This is a genomic window from Mycobacterium sp. OAS707, from assembly GCF_014873705.1.
Lineage (GTDB): Bacteria > Actinomycetota > Actinomycetes > Mycobacteriales > Mycobacteriaceae > Mycobacterium.
This window is the reverse complement of record NZ_JADBDS010000002.1, coordinates 277,842-291,937: the sequence shown is the minus strand read 5'-3', so window position 1 is coordinate 291,937 and position 14,096 is coordinate 277,842. Positions and strand designations below refer to the sequence as shown.

At 65.7% G+C, this 14,096-nt stretch carries 19 protein-coding genes; 13 read left to right on the top strand and 6 right to left on the bottom strand.

All coding sequences use genetic code 11. From position 1 onward, the window contains the following. Nucleotides 1-117 precede the first annotated feature (117 nt). The 4 genes from GGC64_RS12230 (at nucleotide 118) to GGC64_RS12215 (ending at nucleotide 4,627) form a co-directional block, all read left to right on the top strand. Nucleotides 118-1,251 (top strand): nitronate monooxygenase, encoded by a 1,134-nt coding sequence (locus GGC64_RS12230; protein WP_192722786.1) that lies wholly within the window; start codon nucleotides 118-120, stop codon nucleotides 1,249-1,251. Between the two features lie 41 nt (nucleotides 1,252-1,292). Continuing rightward, nucleotides 1,293-1,694, top strand: coding sequence for a hypothetical protein (locus GGC64_RS12225; protein WP_192722785.1), 402 nt, complete (start codon nucleotides 1,293-1,295; stop codon nucleotides 1,692-1,694). 100 nt (nucleotides 1,695-1,794) lie between these two features. Then, a complete protein-coding gene (locus GGC64_RS12220) occupies nucleotides 1,795-2,391 on the top strand; it encodes a TetR/AcrR family transcriptional regulator (RefSeq protein ID WP_192722784.1) in 597 nt (198 codons plus the stop codon). After that, nucleotides 2,381-4,627 (top strand): molybdopterin-dependent oxidoreductase, encoded by a 2,247-nt coding sequence (locus tag GGC64_RS12215; protein ID WP_192722783.1) that lies wholly within the window; start codon nucleotides 2,381-2,383, stop codon nucleotides 4,625-4,627. The genes GGC64_RS12220 and GGC64_RS12215 overlap by 11 nt, the downstream gene beginning before the upstream one ends. Here the strand turns inward: GGC64_RS12215 and GGC64_RS12210 are convergent, their stop codons facing one another. Both GGC64_RS12210 and GGC64_RS12205 read right to left on the bottom strand, forming a co-directional pair. Beyond that, on the bottom strand, nucleotides 4,628-5,029 hold the full coding sequence (locus GGC64_RS12210; RefSeq protein ID WP_192722782.1) for a VOC family protein: 402 nt from the start codon (nucleotides 5,027-5,029) through the stop codon (nucleotides 4,628-4,630). A 67-nt stretch (nucleotides 5,030-5,096) separates the two neighbouring features. Continuing rightward, entirely contained in the window at nucleotides 5,097-5,645 is a 549-nt protein-coding gene (locus GGC64_RS12205) for a TetR/AcrR family transcriptional regulator (protein ID WP_192722781.1), read from the bottom strand. Nucleotides 5,646-5,705: 60 nt separating this feature from the next. Here GGC64_RS12205 and GGC64_RS12200 point away from each other — a divergent pair, with 60 nt between their 5' ends. Both GGC64_RS12200 and GGC64_RS12195 read left to right on the top strand, forming a co-directional pair. After that, nucleotides 5,706-6,296 (top strand): DUF2867 domain-containing protein, encoded by a 591-nt coding sequence (locus tag GGC64_RS12200; RefSeq protein WP_192722780.1) that lies wholly within the window; start codon nucleotides 5,706-5,708, stop codon nucleotides 6,294-6,296. After that, nucleotides 6,293-6,763, top strand: coding sequence for a hypothetical protein (locus GGC64_RS12195; protein ID WP_192722779.1), 471 nt, complete (start codon nucleotides 6,293-6,295; stop codon nucleotides 6,761-6,763). Before GGC64_RS12200 ends, GGC64_RS12195 begins: the two co-directional genes overlap by 4 nt. Here the strand turns inward: GGC64_RS12195 and GGC64_RS12190 are convergent. Beyond that, a complete protein-coding gene (locus GGC64_RS12190; RefSeq protein WP_192722778.1) occupies nucleotides 6,753-7,313 on the bottom strand; it encodes a hypothetical protein in 561 nt (186 codons plus the stop codon). The genes GGC64_RS12195 and GGC64_RS12190 overlap by 11 nt on opposite strands. Nucleotides 7,314-7,530: 217 nt before the next feature. Between GGC64_RS12190 and GGC64_RS12185 the strand changes: the two genes are divergently transcribed. After that, nucleotides 7,531-8,781, top strand: coding sequence for a cytochrome P450 (locus tag GGC64_RS12185; protein ID WP_192722777.1), 1,251 nt, complete (start codon nucleotides 7,531-7,533; stop codon nucleotides 8,779-8,781). Here GGC64_RS12185 and GGC64_RS12180 read toward each other — a convergent pair. Beyond that, the gene (locus GGC64_RS12180) at nucleotides 8,732-9,058 is read right to left on the bottom strand and encodes a hypothetical protein (RefSeq protein ID WP_192722776.1); all 327 of its coding nucleotides are present in this window, start codon (nucleotides 9,056-9,058) and stop codon (nucleotides 8,732-8,734) included. The two genes, GGC64_RS12185 and GGC64_RS12180, sit on opposite strands and share 50 nt — an antisense overlap. A gap of 103 nt (nucleotides 9,059-9,161) precedes the next feature. Here GGC64_RS12180 and GGC64_RS12175 point away from each other — a divergent pair, with 103 nt between their 5' ends. From GGC64_RS12175 to GGC64_RS12165, 3 genes are all read left to right on the top strand, one after another. Further along, nucleotides 9,162-9,557, top strand: coding sequence for a DUF732 domain-containing protein (locus tag GGC64_RS12175; RefSeq protein ID WP_192722775.1), 396 nt, complete (start codon nucleotides 9,162-9,164; stop codon nucleotides 9,555-9,557). A 110-nt stretch (nucleotides 9,558-9,667) separates the two neighbouring features. Beyond that, nucleotides 9,668-10,405, top strand: a complete 738-nt coding sequence (locus GGC64_RS12170) for a helix-turn-helix domain-containing protein (RefSeq protein WP_192723850.1) — start codon at nucleotides 9,668-9,670, stop codon at nucleotides 10,403-10,405. A gap of 14 nt (nucleotides 10,406-10,419) precedes the next feature. Beyond that, nucleotides 10,420-10,836 carry a lipoprotein LpqH gene (locus tag GGC64_RS12165; RefSeq protein ID WP_192722774.1) on the top strand — a complete coding sequence of 139 codons (417 nt, stop codon included), beginning with the start codon at nucleotides 10,420-10,422 and terminating at the stop codon, nucleotides 10,834-10,836. Here the strand turns inward: GGC64_RS12165 and GGC64_RS12160 are convergent. After that, nucleotides 10,802-11,371, bottom strand: a complete 570-nt coding sequence (locus GGC64_RS12160; RefSeq protein WP_192722773.1) for a PadR family transcriptional regulator — start codon at nucleotides 11,369-11,371, stop codon at nucleotides 10,802-10,804. The two genes, GGC64_RS12165 and GGC64_RS12160, sit on opposite strands and share 35 nt — an antisense overlap. Before the next feature lie 71 nt (nucleotides 11,372-11,442). Between GGC64_RS12160 and GGC64_RS12155 the strand changes: the two genes are divergently transcribed. The 3 genes from GGC64_RS12155 to GGC64_RS12145 are packed head-to-tail and all read left to right on the top strand — an operon-like array spanning nucleotide 11,443 to nucleotide 13,265. After that, complete coding sequence (locus tag GGC64_RS12155; RefSeq protein WP_192722772.1) at nucleotides 11,443-11,817, top strand: nuclear transport factor 2 family protein; 375 nt, start codon at nucleotides 11,443-11,445, stop codon at nucleotides 11,815-11,817. A gap of 54 nt (nucleotides 11,818-11,871) precedes the next feature. Beyond that, nucleotides 11,872-12,594 carry a FadR/GntR family transcriptional regulator gene (locus tag GGC64_RS12150; protein ID WP_192722771.1) on the top strand — a complete coding sequence of 241 codons (723 nt, stop codon included), beginning with the start codon at nucleotides 11,872-11,874 and terminating at the stop codon, nucleotides 12,592-12,594. Further along, nucleotides 12,591-13,265, top strand: a complete 675-nt coding sequence (locus GGC64_RS12145) for a sterol desaturase family protein (RefSeq protein WP_192722770.1) — start codon at nucleotides 12,591-12,593, stop codon at nucleotides 13,263-13,265. The genes GGC64_RS12150 and GGC64_RS12145 overlap by 4 nt, the downstream gene beginning before the upstream one ends. Here GGC64_RS12145 and GGC64_RS12140 read toward each other — a convergent pair. After that, entirely contained in the window at nucleotides 13,249-14,004 is a 756-nt protein-coding gene (locus GGC64_RS12140) for a L,D-transpeptidase (RefSeq protein ID WP_304611091.1), read from the bottom strand. The genes GGC64_RS12145 and GGC64_RS12140 overlap by 17 nt on opposite strands. Nucleotides 14,005-14,096 lie beyond the last annotated feature (92 nt).

Below are 14,096 nucleotides of genomic sequence, written 5' to 3'. Positions count from 1 at the left end.
TCGGGACGCGAATGGCCGAAGTCGCAGCACCGGGGGTCCTTCCTGGATCACGGCCTGGCGTCTAAGCTAAACTAGAACACGTTTCAGTTTGGCTATGGCCCCACCGGAGGAGCAGGCATGCACACCCCCATCTGCGACGAGCTCAACATCGAGTTCCCGATCTTTGCGTTCACTCACTGCCGTGACGTGGTTGTGGCCGTGAGCAAGGCGGGCGGCTTCGGCGTGCTCGGTGCGGTCGGCTTCACGCCGGAGCAGCTCGAGATCGAGCTCAACTGGATCGACGAGAACATCGGTGACCACCCGTACGGCGTCGACATCGTGATCCCGAACAAGTACGAGGGCATGGACGCGACCGACCTGTCGCCGGAGGTGCTGAAGAAACAGCTCAACGCCTTGGTGCCCGAGGAGCACATCGAGTTCGCCAAGAAGATCCTCGCCGACCACGGCGTGCCCGTCGATCACAGCGACGACGACGCGCTGCAGCTGTTGGGCTGGACCGAGGCCACCGCGACCCCGCAGGTCGAGGTGGCGCTGCAGCACCCCAAGTGCACGTTGATCGCCAACGCCCTCGGTACGCCGCCTGCCGACATGATCAAGCACATCCATGACACCGGCCGTAAGGTCGCGGCGCTGTGCGGCTCCCCGTCGCAGGCCCGCAAGCATGCCGACGCAGGCGTGGACATCATCATCGCCCAGGGCGGTGAGGCGGGCGGACACTGCGGCGACATCGGTTCGATCGTGTTGTGGCCGCAGGTCGTCAAGGAGGTCGCGCCGGTTCCGGTGCTGGCCGCAGGCGGTATCGGCAGCGGCCAGCAGATCGCCGCGGCGCTCGCGCTCGGCGCGCAGGGAGCGTGGACGGGCTCGCAGTGGGTGATGGTCGAGGAATCCGAGCACACCGACGTGCAGCACGCGGCGTATGCGAAGGCCACCAGCAAGGACACCGTCCGCAGCCGCTCGTTCACCGGCAAGCCGGCGCGGATGCTGCGCAACGACTGGACCGACGCGTGGGAGAACCCGGACAACCCGAAGCCGCTCGGCATGCCGCTGCAGTACATGGTGTCGGGTATGGCGGTCGCCGCCACGCACAAGTACCCCAATGAGAGCGTGGACGTCGCGTTCAACCCGATCGGTCAGGTCGTGGGTCAGTTCACCAAGGTGGAGAAGTCTTCGGCGGTGATCGAGCGCTGGGTGCAGGAGTACCTCGAGGCGACCAACACCCTCAACGAGCTCAACGAAGCCGCCAGCGTCTGATACCTGCCGCCTGCGCCGGCTTTCTGCTCGCCGTGCTGTGGATGGACCTGATCTTCGACAGTCAGGTCCTTCCCCATCGCGGCGGCGGCGAGTTGCCGGAGCCGGTGCTCGACTCGATCTCGCGCTATTACCACCGCGCGACGACGACCTCGCGTCCGATGAGCTACCTGATCGCGCTGGTGATGGCGATCCTGGTGGGCAGCATTGCTTTTCGGGCTATTAGTGCCTCTGACCCGTGGTGGCTGCTGGCGGCTTCGGCCCTGCTGACCGGTGTTCCGATCGTGCTTGCGATGACGCGAACGGTGCCCAACGCCGTCGCGCTGGGTAACCGCGCGGGCACACCGGCCGAGCAGTCGCGATTGGCCAGGGCGATCTGCCGCGACCACATCGTCTGCCTGGTCCTGATGTCGGCGTTTCTCGCGTTGTGGATGACCGCGGCGTAACGAGTCGCCGAACATTCCCTGTTGCGGCGGGGCTAGGCGTGCGCCTCGGGATTATGTAAGGTGACATACATAGCCGGCTCGGACGAAGGGATCCAGCCTCATGCCAAGCCCCCGCGAGCGGATGGTGATCTCTGCCGCTCTGCTGATCCGCGAACGCGGTGCGCAGCCGACCGCGATCGCCGATGTACTGCAGCACAGCGGCGCGCCGCGTGGCTCGGCGTACCACTACTTCCCTGGTGGCCGCACGCAATTGCTCTGTGAGGCAATCGATTACGCAGGCGAGTATGTCGCAGCCAAAATCGAAAGGGCCGACAACGGGTTGGCCGCCCTCGACGGGCTTGTCGCGTATTACCGCAAGGAATTGCTGAGCTCCGACTACCGCGCCGGGTGCCCCGTCGTCGCTGTGACCGTAGAGGCGGGCGATCCCGCCAAGCAGGACCAATCGAAGCCGGTGATCGACCGCGCCGCGGCGGCATTCACCCGCTGGACCGACCTGATCGCGCAGCGACTGGTGGCCGACGGCGTGTCCACGAAACGCGCCCGCGACCTGGCGATGCTGTGCACCACGGCGATCGAGGGCGCGCTGATCGTCGCCCGCGCATCGCGCGAGCTGGAACCACTCGAGAGTGTCCATGGCCAACTGCGCGATCTGCTGCAGGCCGAAGTGTCGGAAAGGAAGTCCAGCGATGGTCGGTGAATGGCAGTCAACGGCATGCATCCTGTGCGAGTGCAACTGTGGCATCGTCGTGCAACTCGACGGCCGCAATCTTGCGAAGATCCGTGGCGACAAAGACCACCCCGCTTCGCAGGGCTATACCTGCAACAAGGCGTTGCGGCTGAACCACTACCAGAACAACGGCAACCGCCTTACCTCCCCCATGCGTCGGCGTCCCGACGGCAGCTATGAAGAAATCGATTGGGACACCGCGATTTCCGAGATCGCGGCAGGGTTCAAGCGCATCGCAGATGCCTACGGCGGGGACAAGATCTTCTACTACGGTGGTGGCGGGCAAGGCAATCACCTCGGCGGCGCCTACAGCGGAGCGTTCCTCAAGGTGCTGGGCTCGCACTACCGCTCAAACGCGCTGGCGCAGGAGAAGACAGGCGAGGCGTGGGTCGATGCCCACCTCTACGGCGGCCATACCCGCGGGGAATTCGAGCACGCCGAGGTGTCGGTGTTCATCGGGAAGAACCCGTGGATGTCGCAGAGTTTCCCCCGTGCCCGCACCGTCCTCAACGAGATCGCCAAGGATCCGGCTCGCTCGATGATCGTCATCGATCCCGTGATCACCGACACCGCGAAGATGGCCGACATTCATCTGCGCGTGCGGCCGGGAACCGATGCTTGGTGCCTCGCTGCACTGGCCGCCGTGCTGGTGCAGGAAAACCTTTGCGATGAGGCGTTTCTGGCCGAGCACGTCAACGGCGTCGAACCGGTACGCGCCGCGCTGCGCGATGTGCCCGTCGACGAATACGCACTGCGGTGCGGCGTCGATGAGGAACTCATCCGGACCGCGGCACGACGTATCGGCGCAGCCGAGAGTGTGGCCGTGTTCGAGGACCTCGGTATCCAGCAGGCGCCGAACAGCACACTGTGCTCCTACCTGAACAAGCTGCTGTGGATCCTGACCGGCAACTTCGCCAAACGCGGTGGGCAGCACCTGCATTCGTCGTTCGGGCCGCTGTTCCGTCACACGCGCGGAGTCGGTCGCACCCCGGTGACCGGGGCGCCGATCGTCGGTGGACTGATCCCGAGCAACGCAGTTCCCCAGGAGATGCTGACAGATCACCCCGACCGCTTCCGCGCGATGATCGTGGAGAGCAGCAATCCCGCTCACTCCCTTGCTGATTCGGCGGCCTGCCGCGAGGCTTTCGCGTCGCTCGAGCTGATGGTGGTCATCGATGTCGCGATGACGGAGACGGCCCGGCTGGCAACCTATGTGTTGCCCGCGGCGAGCCAGTACGAGAAGGCCGAGGCGACGTTCTTCAATCTGGAGTTCCCGCACAACACCTTCCACCTTCGGCACCCGCTGCTCGAGCCGCTCGAGGGCACGTTGACCGAACCCGAGATCTGGGCGCGGCTGACGCGCGCACTCGGCGTGATCGACGACGCCGAGCTGCAGCCGCTGCGTGATGCTGCACGCCAAGGCCTGGATGCGTATGCGCAAGCATTTCTGACTGCGGTCGGCGCCAATCCGATGCTGAACAAGGTGCTGCCGTTCGTGCTGTACGAGACCCTCGGCCCGACATTGCCCGACGGTCTCGCGGGCGCTGCGGCCCTGTGGGGTCTGGCGCAGAAGGCGGCCATGACTTATCCCGACGCTGTGCGCCGGGCGGGCCACGCCGACGGCAATGCGCTGTTCGAGGCGATCCTTGCCGGGCGGTCCGGCGTCACGTTCACCGCGCATGAGTACGAGGACGACTGGCAGCTGGTGACACACGACGACCACAAGATCGCCCTGGAGATGCCGGAAATGCTCGACGAGATGCGCGCACTGGCCGACGCGCCGACCGAGTTGACGACGCCCGAGTTCCCGATCGTGTTGTCGGCCGGTGAGCGAAGGGCCTACACCGCCAACGACATCTTCCGCGATCCGGCCTGGCGCAAGCGCGACGCCGACGGCGCGCTGCGTGTCAGCGTCGAGGACGCCGAGGCGCTGGGCCTGACCGATGGCGGGCGTGCGCGGATCACCACCGCCGCAGGCAGCGCGGAGGCCAGCGTCGAGATCAGCGAGACGATGCTGCCGGGTCACGCATCACTGCCGAACGGCTTCGGCCTGGATTACATCGACGGCGATGGCCGTGCGACAGTGCCTGGCGTGGCGCCTAATGCGCTCACGTCAAGCGACTGGCGTGACGCCTATGCGGGCACTCCGTGGCACAAGCATGTGCCGGCGCGCATCGAGGCGGTGGCGGTCCTCAGCACGGCGTAATCACGGAATCGGTTGCCCGATGCCGAGCATGTTGCCCTCGCTGTCGCGAAACCACGCGGCCTTTTCGCCCGAGCCCTTGCTCGGGTAGTTGCCATCGACGGTGACGATGTCATCGACAGTTTTCAGGCCCGGCACGTCGACGTGTTCGAAAACGACTCCGCGGCTGCGTAATTCGGCGACCGTTGCCGCCAGATCGTCGACCTCCCAGCCCATCTGTGTAAAGGTTCCCGACGACGCGCCCGCCGACTTGAACAGCGCGAACACTCCGCCTTGGCATTTGTAGAGCAGGCCGCCCGGTCGTTCCTCGCTCGGCTCGAGCCCTAGCTTCTCGGAGTAGAACGCCCGCGCCCGCTCGAGATCCTGGGCGGGCAGTCGGGTGGCGACACGACCGTCCTTGAGCATGGTGAGTCCTTCCTCTAGTCCCGACGCTCGAAACTGCGCACGGATCGCGAAATCGGGCCGATCGTAACTAGGCCAACAGCCGCCGGGTCGCCCGTTCCAGCACCTCCTGCCGGCTGCGCCCCTCGTGATCGGCCGCGATGAAGTGGCTGCCGATAGCCAGCGAGAAGGCAAGCATCCCCTGTGCCTCGATTTCGTCGGGATCGTCGCTGAATGTGCCGATCAGCGCGCGCAGATAATCCATGCGGCGGTTGTCGACGCGCCGCAACCGCCGGGCTACCGACTTGTCGCGGCGGGCCCAGTCGCGCACCGCCAGGTCGATCGGCAGCAGTTCGCGCGAGAAGGTCAGCATGCCTGCCCTGCGGACCTTGGCTCTGGCGTCGCCGCCCTCCTCCTCGACACGCGCCAGCACGTCGTCGGTGCAGCGCTGTTCCCATGCGTCGAGCAGCGCGTCGAGGAACACCTGGCGGCCGGCGAAGTGGTGGTAGAAGCCGCCGCGGGTGACGCCGAGGGCCTTTGCGAGCAGGTCTACCCGCACCGCATCGGGGCCGCCCGCGGCCAGCGCCTGCAGCCCGGCGTCGATCCACGTGCTGTGGGGTGTGCGGATCTGGGCGACCATCACCTCTCCCATTTCGATTGGGGGCTTGACTGCTGTTCGTCGTCAAGCATACAGTACTGTATGTTTGGTTCAACGCACCTGGCCACCGCTGAGCACACCAGACGGCCGTGGCGAATTCATGAGATCGCCAAGGACTTTCGCGTCCTTGACGTATGGGCGTTGCCCACGCCGGGCGGTCCGGACGACTTTCCGCGGTTGGTCCGGCTGATGACTGACTTTGATCCGGCCGAGACATCCGTCGTGGTGCGAGCGCTGTTCGCGATCCGCTGGACACTGGGTCGCATGTTCGGCCTCGACGACCAGGAAACGGGTCTGGGCGTGCGGGTCGGAAGCCTCCGCGATCGGCTGCCATCCGATTTAGCCGATCCCCCAAGTGATTTGGACGCCCACCTGTTCACACCGCTGTACCTCACACACAACGAGCTTGCGCTCGAGATGGCCAACCAGACCGTGCACGGGCTCATGCACATCGGCTGGGTGGCCGACGAAACAGGTGGCTACCGCGGCCAGATGGCCGTCCTGGTCAAACCGAACGGGGCTCTCGGGGCTGCTTATCTGACGGCGATCGCCCCGTTTCGTCACCTACTCGTCTATCCGCTGATGTTGCGCGACATCGGGCGCGCCTGGTCGGTTGCAGGAGCACACCGATGACCGCTGAAGTCCGGCAAATCGATGTGCCGTCCTCGGTACGGGCGTTGAGCACGCTGCCCCGCATCGACTATTGCGACGCGTTTCTATTCGATGTCGGTTCGCGTCGCGACGAGGACGCCGAGGATTTGATCCGCGAAGTTCTCGAGGGTTCTTCGCTGGCCGTCCGAACTCAGCTGCTGTCCGGGTGGTCGACGATCGGGCTGAAGGTGAGCAGCGGGTCGGAAGGTGCGGTGCTCGGGTGGGATGTTCGCCGCTCAGTGCCCGATCATGTTCTTCTGGGCGCCGACTCGCGCATTGGAATGCCCGGCGAGTTGCTGCTCAGGAAACAAGACGACGCACTGCTTTTCGCGACGTTCGTGGCGCAGCGCAATCTGATCGCGCGAGCGGTATGGGCGGTCACCGAACCGGTGCACGTTCGCGTCGTGCGCGACATCCTGGCTCAGGCCGGCCGGCGACTCAGGACGTAGGCGCGGGCTCGGGCGCCGGGGCCAGCCACGGGAACAGCGGTGGCGGCGGCGCAGGCGCCGGTTCAGGTTCCGGTGCAGGCGGCGGCGCGGCGCCGGGTGCCAGCGGTGGGGCCGGATTCGCGGGCATGCCCGCGGGCGGTGCCGTATTCGACGCCATCGGTCGCTGTGCGAGAAGCAGCAGCGCATCGCGCCCGGTGATTTCCTGGGTTTGGTACGCGTGCCAGAGGTCGCGAAGATACGAACCGCCCTGCTGCGGGTCGGGGACGTCAGTCGTGCCGGGCGGCAGGTTGTCCGGGCTCGACAGGTGCTGTATGCCGTCGGGCGGGGTCGGCAGCGTGCCGGCGGCGGATTGCACGGTGGCATCAGGCGCCGGCCCAGGCGCCGGTCCTGGCGCGGGGGCCGCCGGTTCGGCCGGCGCCGGAGGGGGTCCGGGAATGAGCGGGACGGGGTCGGCCAGCGCAGTCGGCGCGCCGAAGGTCATCGCTGCGATGACTCCTAGTGCGCCCGACGCCACAGCGAGCGTGGTTGTTGCTCCGCTCTTCGTCCTCACCCGTGCCCCCTTCCGGATAGCGCGTTGCTACTAGGTGCTTCCGTCTGGCTGACAAAATTGTTACATCTGGGGTTGCTGTGACGAAGCGGTTAATTAGATTTTCCCGTTTCGGGAACACGTTTCACTTGGAGATTCGCCTAACCCGCCGCACCGCTCCCTATCTGTGGTGTAGCAATGCGTTAGAGCACTAGACAATCTCACCACCAGGAGTGAATCTATGCCGTCTCCGGACCTCCCACCCGGTTTCGATTTCACCGATCCAGACGTCTACGCCGAACGCCTGCCCATCGAGGAATTGGCGCACATGCGCAAGGTGGCGCCGATCTGGTGGCACGAACGAGGCGAGGAGTATCGCGCCTTCGGCGACACCGGGTATTGGGTGGTGACCAAACACAAGGACGTCAAGGAGGTGTCGCTGCGCAGCGACGTGTTCTCCAGTAACAAGCAGACCGCACTACCGCGATACCGCGAGGATGCCGACCCCGAGTCGTTAGAGCGGGGAAAAGTCGTGCTGCTCAATCAGGACGCGCCGCACCACACGCACCTGCGCAAGATCATCTCGCGCGCATTCACCCCGCGTGCCGTCGAGTCGCTGCGCGACGAGCTTCGCGAGCGGGCACACAACATCGTCAAGGAAGCCGCAGCCGAGGGCTCCGGTGATTTCGTCGAGCAGGTGTCGGCTGAGCTTCCGCTGCAGGCGATCGCAGGCCTGATGGGCGTCCCGCAGGAGGACCGCAAGAAGCTCTTCGACTGGTCGAATCAGATGGTCGGGGACCAGGATCCGGAGTTCGGCGGCAACGACCCGATGGCGGCGTCGATCGAACTGATCATGTACGGCATGCAGATGGCCGCGCAGCGAAGCGCGAATCCCGGCGACGACCTCGTCACCAAACTCGTCCAGGCCGATGTCGAGGGACACAAGCTCACCGACGACGAGTTCGGCTTCTTCGTCATTCTGCTTGCGGTCGCAGGCAACGAGACGACGCGCAACTCGATCACCCAGGGCATGATGGCGTTCACCGAATTCCCGGACCAGTGGGAGCTTTTCAAGAAGGAGCGCCCCGCGACCGCGGCCGACGAGATCGTCCGCTGGGCCACGCCGGTGACGTCGTTCCAGCGCACCGCGCTGGAGGACACCGAGCTCTCGGGCGTGCAGATCAAGAAGGGCCAACGTGTGGTGATCTTCTACCGTTCGGCCAATTTCGACGAGGACGTCTTCGACGATCCGTACACGTTCAACATCCTGCGAGATCCCAACCCGCACGTGGGATTCGGCGGCACCGGCGCACACTACTGCGTCGGCGCGAACCTGGCGCGGATGACAATCGACTTGATCTTCAACGCGATCGCCGACGAGATGCCGAACCTCACGCCGATCTCACCGCCCGAACGGCTCCGATCTGGCTGGCTCAACGGAATCAAGCACTGGCAGGTGGACTACACCGGGAACCACGCGATGGCGCACTAGCCGGATAGTCGATGATCGACCGCCAGTAGTCCTCTGGTATTTCGGCGCCGGTTCGCAGCACGATCGCCAGACCGGTGGCCATCGCGATGCCGAGCAGTCCGAGCCACAACCCGGCCAGGCCGATGATCACCCAGCACGCCGCGGTGAGCGTCGGCCACGGCGACAGCACGGCCAGTGCCGGGGCGAAGAAGAAGCCGGCGCCGATGTACCACGCCGATCCCGCGCGGTCCGAGATCAGCACGAAGCGCAACCACCGGGGAATCTCCTGATCGGTCATGTCTCGACTGTCCTGCCCTGAGGTAAGCGGCGCAATTACCTGAGACGTAGTGACTGTGGCACTTCGCCCGCGATGTTGGCACGGTGGTATCAGGGAGAACACCATGGCTGTTCTGAAAGCGGCGGTAGCACTCTTGGCGGCGGTGCTCGGCCTGATGGTCGGCGCTCCGGTGCTGGCGTCGGCCGCCCCCGACACCCCGGCCGACGCGTCCTATCTGCACTTGCTCGACCAGAACGGCGTGGCCTCCCCCGATCCCGGCGCGATGGTCGCTTGGGCTCATGAGCTCGTGGAACAACTGAGCGCCGCCCCGCAGGACGACGCCAGTGTGGCTTCGATAGTCAGTACCGGTGAGCAGCGTGTCTCTCAGCACGACATGGGCGTGATAATCGCCGCAGCAGTTCTTGCCTACCGGCCGTCCCTGGTCCCGGTGGTGGGGCACTGGGCGGACAGCGCCGCCGGCTTTCCCTGCGGATCAGCGGCTCGGGCGGTGCTGGGCTGAGGTAGGCGCCGCAATTACCTCTCAGGTAGTGGCTGCGCTCCCCCGCGGTACGCAACACTTGGCGCGTGACCACCGTCGCGCAAGTCTCCAGCCCGCCGTTCGGTTCGCTGATGCGTCAGTGGCGGCAGCGCCGCAGGCTCTCGCAACTCGACCTTGCGATCGAGGCCGACGTATCGGCTCGCCACGTCAGTTTCATCGAGACGGGCAGGTCGGCGCCCAGCCGCGACATGGTGCTGCGGCTGGCCGGCGTGCTCGACGTGCCGCTGCGCGAGCAGAACCAACTGCTGATGGCCGCCGGGCTGGCACCGGTCTACCGCGAACGCCCGCTGGACGACCCCGACATGGGCGCCGTGCGCGCGGGCGTCGAGCGAGTCCTCAACGCGTACAACCCATTTCCTTGCGTGGTCGTCGACCGCGGCTGGCAGATCGTGCAAGCCAACGCAGGCGCCGCTGTGTTGCTCGATGGCGTCGCCCCGCATCTGCTCGAGCGACCGAACGCGTTGCGCATCGCGGTGCACCCCGAAGGGATGGCGCCGCGCATTCGCAATCTCGGCCAGTGGCGCCACCACCTCATCGAGCGGCTGCGTCGCGAGGTTTCGGTCAGCGGGTCGAGCGAGCTGTCTGGGCTGCTCGACGAGATCGAGTCCTACCCGGGCGGTTTCGAGGAGACCCGCGAACTCGGCGGCGTCGCGGTGCCTCTTGAGCTCTACGGCGCCGACGGGCAGGTGCTCACGTTCCTGAGTACCGTCACGACCTTCGGCACCGCGTTGGACCTGACCGCAGCGGAGCTGAGCATCGAGGCGTTTCTTCCCGCGGACGAAACGACCGCCGCAGCACTGCGCGGGTAATAGAGTCTGGCCACATGCAGACCCGACACATTGCGGTGACCGCGGCGGTGCTCGCTCTCGGACTGGCCGGCTGCGGCGGGCAGCCGCCCGCGCTTGGCGGAACGACGGCGAAGGTGACGATCGACGGTAAGGACACCGGCAACCCGCACGCGGTGACCTGCTCTCAGACGGGGTGGGCGTGGACCATCGAAACCCCCGACAAAGCGAAGGGTTTCACCGCGGTCATCGACACCGGCGACAAGGTCAGCGTCAAGTCGGTCGACTTCCGTGACTTCAGCGGCTTCTCCGGTACCTCATGGGGCGACATCGGGAAGGCCGAGGTGAGCGGCACCGGCGGCAAGTACACCATCACCGGGTCCGCCGACGGCAACTTCGCCGACAACCCGAGCAAGGACGTCACCGCGACGTTCCGGATCGACGCTCAGTGCTGAGCACCTCGAGTGCCGCGGTGCACCACTTGATGTTCGTTTGCTCGTACATCCGCCCGCCCATCAGCGTCAGATAGGGCCCGATCCGGTCGGAGTCGCGCGTGAAGGCGTGTTCGTCGCGGCCGTCGAGCATGTCGGCGAGCAGACGGTCGTAGGTGGCCAACTTCGCGCGGGCACGCTCTAGCCGGGCCATCAGTTCCTTGGTGACAGCGGGCGCGTCGCCGACGTCGACGGCTTGCAGTTTGACCAGCAGCTCGTCGCGCATCGCCACCGGCTTGGCCGGGGCGGCGGTGTACCGGTGCAGCTCAGCCCGTCCGGCGTCGGTCAGCGTGAACACCCTCTTGTCGGGCCGCCGCTGCTGGCGAACCAGGCGTGCGTGGACCAGGCCCTCGGCTTCGACGCGGTCGAGTTCGCGATAGAGCTGCTGCGGGGTGGCCGACCAGAAGTTCGCGACTGATACGTCGAAGCGCTTGGCGAGCTGGTACCCCGAGGCCTCGCCCTCCAGCAACGCGGCGAGCAGTGCGTGACGCAACGCCATCTAGACGGCCTCCCGGGCAACGCTTAGTATCGTTTGCACCTATTCAACTTGTTGACTAATGAGGTGGTCAAGTGGTGCATCCCTTCCGTCGCGCAATCGAAGCCCGTGATCTGGATGCCGCAGTCGCCTTGATGCGCGAAGACGTGGTGTTTCGCAGTCCGGCCGTCTTCAAGCCGTATCAGGGCCGCGACGCAGTGCGCCGGCTGTTGGAAGCGGTCATGGCGGTGTTCGAGGACTTCCGCTATACGCGCGAAATCGGCGCAGCGGATGCGCGTGATCACGCGCTGGTGTTCGAGACCCGCGTCGGTGACAGGCACGTCGAGGGATGCGACTTCATTCAGCTCGACGAGCACGGCGCGATCAGCGAACTCATGGTCATGGTGCGCCCGATGTCCGGCATGCTCGCGCTGGCCGAGGCGATGAAGGCACAGCTCGCCAGGGCCTAGCAGCAACTGGTAAGACCACTTGACCCCTGGCCATCTGCCTGGCATGGTGGCCGTATGGCGCTGCAACCTGTCAACCGGCGATCCGTGCCCGAGGACGTCTTCGACCAGATCGTCGCCGAGGTGCTCAGCGGTGAGATGCAGCCGGGCGAGACCTTGCCCAGCGAGCGCAGGCTCGCCGAGGTGCTCGGGGTGTCCCGGCCTGCGGTGCGCGAGGCGCTCAAGCGGCTGACTGCAGCCGGCCTGGTGGAGGTGCGTCAGGGCGACGCCACGCACGTGCGCGACTTCCGCCGCCACGCCGGTCTCGACCTGCTCCCCCGCCTGCTGATCCGCGGCGGCGAGCTCGACCTGTCCGTTGTGCGCAGCATCCTCGAGACGCGACTTCACAACGGGCCCAAGGTCGCCGAGCTCGCGGCAGCGCGGCGAGACCCGCAACTGGCTGCGCTGTTCGACGACGTGCTGCAGAAGCTGGCCGACGAGAAGGACCCCGTCGAGCAACAGCGGCTCGCGCTGGTGTTCTGGGACCACGTGGTCGACGGCGCGGACTCGATCGCGTTTCGGTTGATGTACAACACGCTTCGCGCCACCTACGAGCCCGCCCTCGCCGCGCTGGCCACCGTGATGGCCGACGAGGTCGGTCGGCCTGCTGCCTATCGCGAACTCGCCGACGCCATCACGGCGGGTGATCCCGCGCGGGCACGCAAAGCCGCGCAGGACCTACTCGAGCCCGCGACCGTCGGGCTGCTTACCGTTATCGACAACCTGGAGGAGCAACGTTGACCACCACGTCCGAGCGGTCCACGCGCAGAGGTTTCACGCTCGCCGACGCAGGCCGCGAATTCTGGAAACACCCGTCCCCGTGGATGATTGGCGCCGTATTGGTCGCGGCCCTGACCGCGCGGGTCGCGGTCGGAGATTGGCAGATCACCGACGCGTTGGTGCCGCTGGTGATGATCGCGGTGTTTCCGTTCTTCGAGTGGATCATTCACGTGTTCGTCTTGCATTGGCGCCCAAAGCGTCTCGGTCCGCTGACCATCGATCCGCTGCTCTCCCGTGAACACCGGGCGCATCACGTCGACCCGCGTAGCGTTCCGTTGATCTTCATCCCTTGGAAGTCGTTGGTGTCGTGGGTGCTTCCGCTTACGGTTACCGTTGCGCTGCTGGCATTTCCACGACTCGGGATGGGGCTGACCTATCTGGTCATCATCGCCGCGATGGGTATGGTCTACGAGTGGACCCACTATCTCATCCACAGCGACTACAAGCCGAAAACCACTGTGTACCGCGCTATCTGGCGCAACCACCGCAATCACCACTACAAAAACGAGCACTACTGGTTCACTGTCACCAGTTCGGGCACCGCCGATCGCGTGCTCGGCACCTACCCCGATATCGCGACCGTCGCGACCTCACCGACCGCGAAGAACCTGCACGCTATTGCTGAACGATGATCGGGTCACCGATGTTGACGGTGTTGTAGTACCAGTCGGCGTTTTCGGGGCTGAGATTGATGCAGCCGTGGCTGACGTTCGAATTGCCCTGTGAGGCCACCGACCACGGCGCGGAGTGCACGTAGACCCCGCCCCAGGTGACCCGCACGGCGTCGCTGACGGTCAGCCTGTAGCCCTCCGGATCGGACAGCGGAATGCCGATGGTGCGCGAGTCCATCACCACGCTGGCCTGCTTCTCCAGCGCAGAAAACGATCCGATCGGGGTTGGGTGTCTTGGCTTGCCCATCGAGGCGGGCATGGTGCGAACGACTTGGCCGTCCATGCTGACGGTGAAGGTGTGCGCATCGATGTCGGCGACGCCCACGGTGGCCGCCCCGGATTCAAACGACGTCTTGGCGCCGCCTGCTGTCACGATGATATTCGAATGAGCGGGCCAGAATCCCTTCGGATTCCATTGCACGACACGGTCATTCAGCCATGTGAACGAGCCTGCGGGGGTGGCGGGCGAGGTGAACGAGATGGTGCGCTCGGCGGCCACGCGGTCGGCGATGGACTGCGCGAACGTCACCGTCACCGGCATCGCCACCCCTACCTTCTGGCCGGGTTTCGGCGAAATGCTGACCACTTCGGTAGGCGTGGGGACGCTGGCCGCACTCGTGGCGACGGACCCGGCGGTCGCGATCGCTGTAATGCCCACCACGGCAAGCAGATTTCGAACGGCTCTACGCAATTTTGACATTCCTCCGTGATGGGCGGTCAGCAAGCTTTCATCCTAGATGGCTTGTGCTGCGACATCGGGTAACCGCAAGTCAGCGCGCATCCGCATGTCGC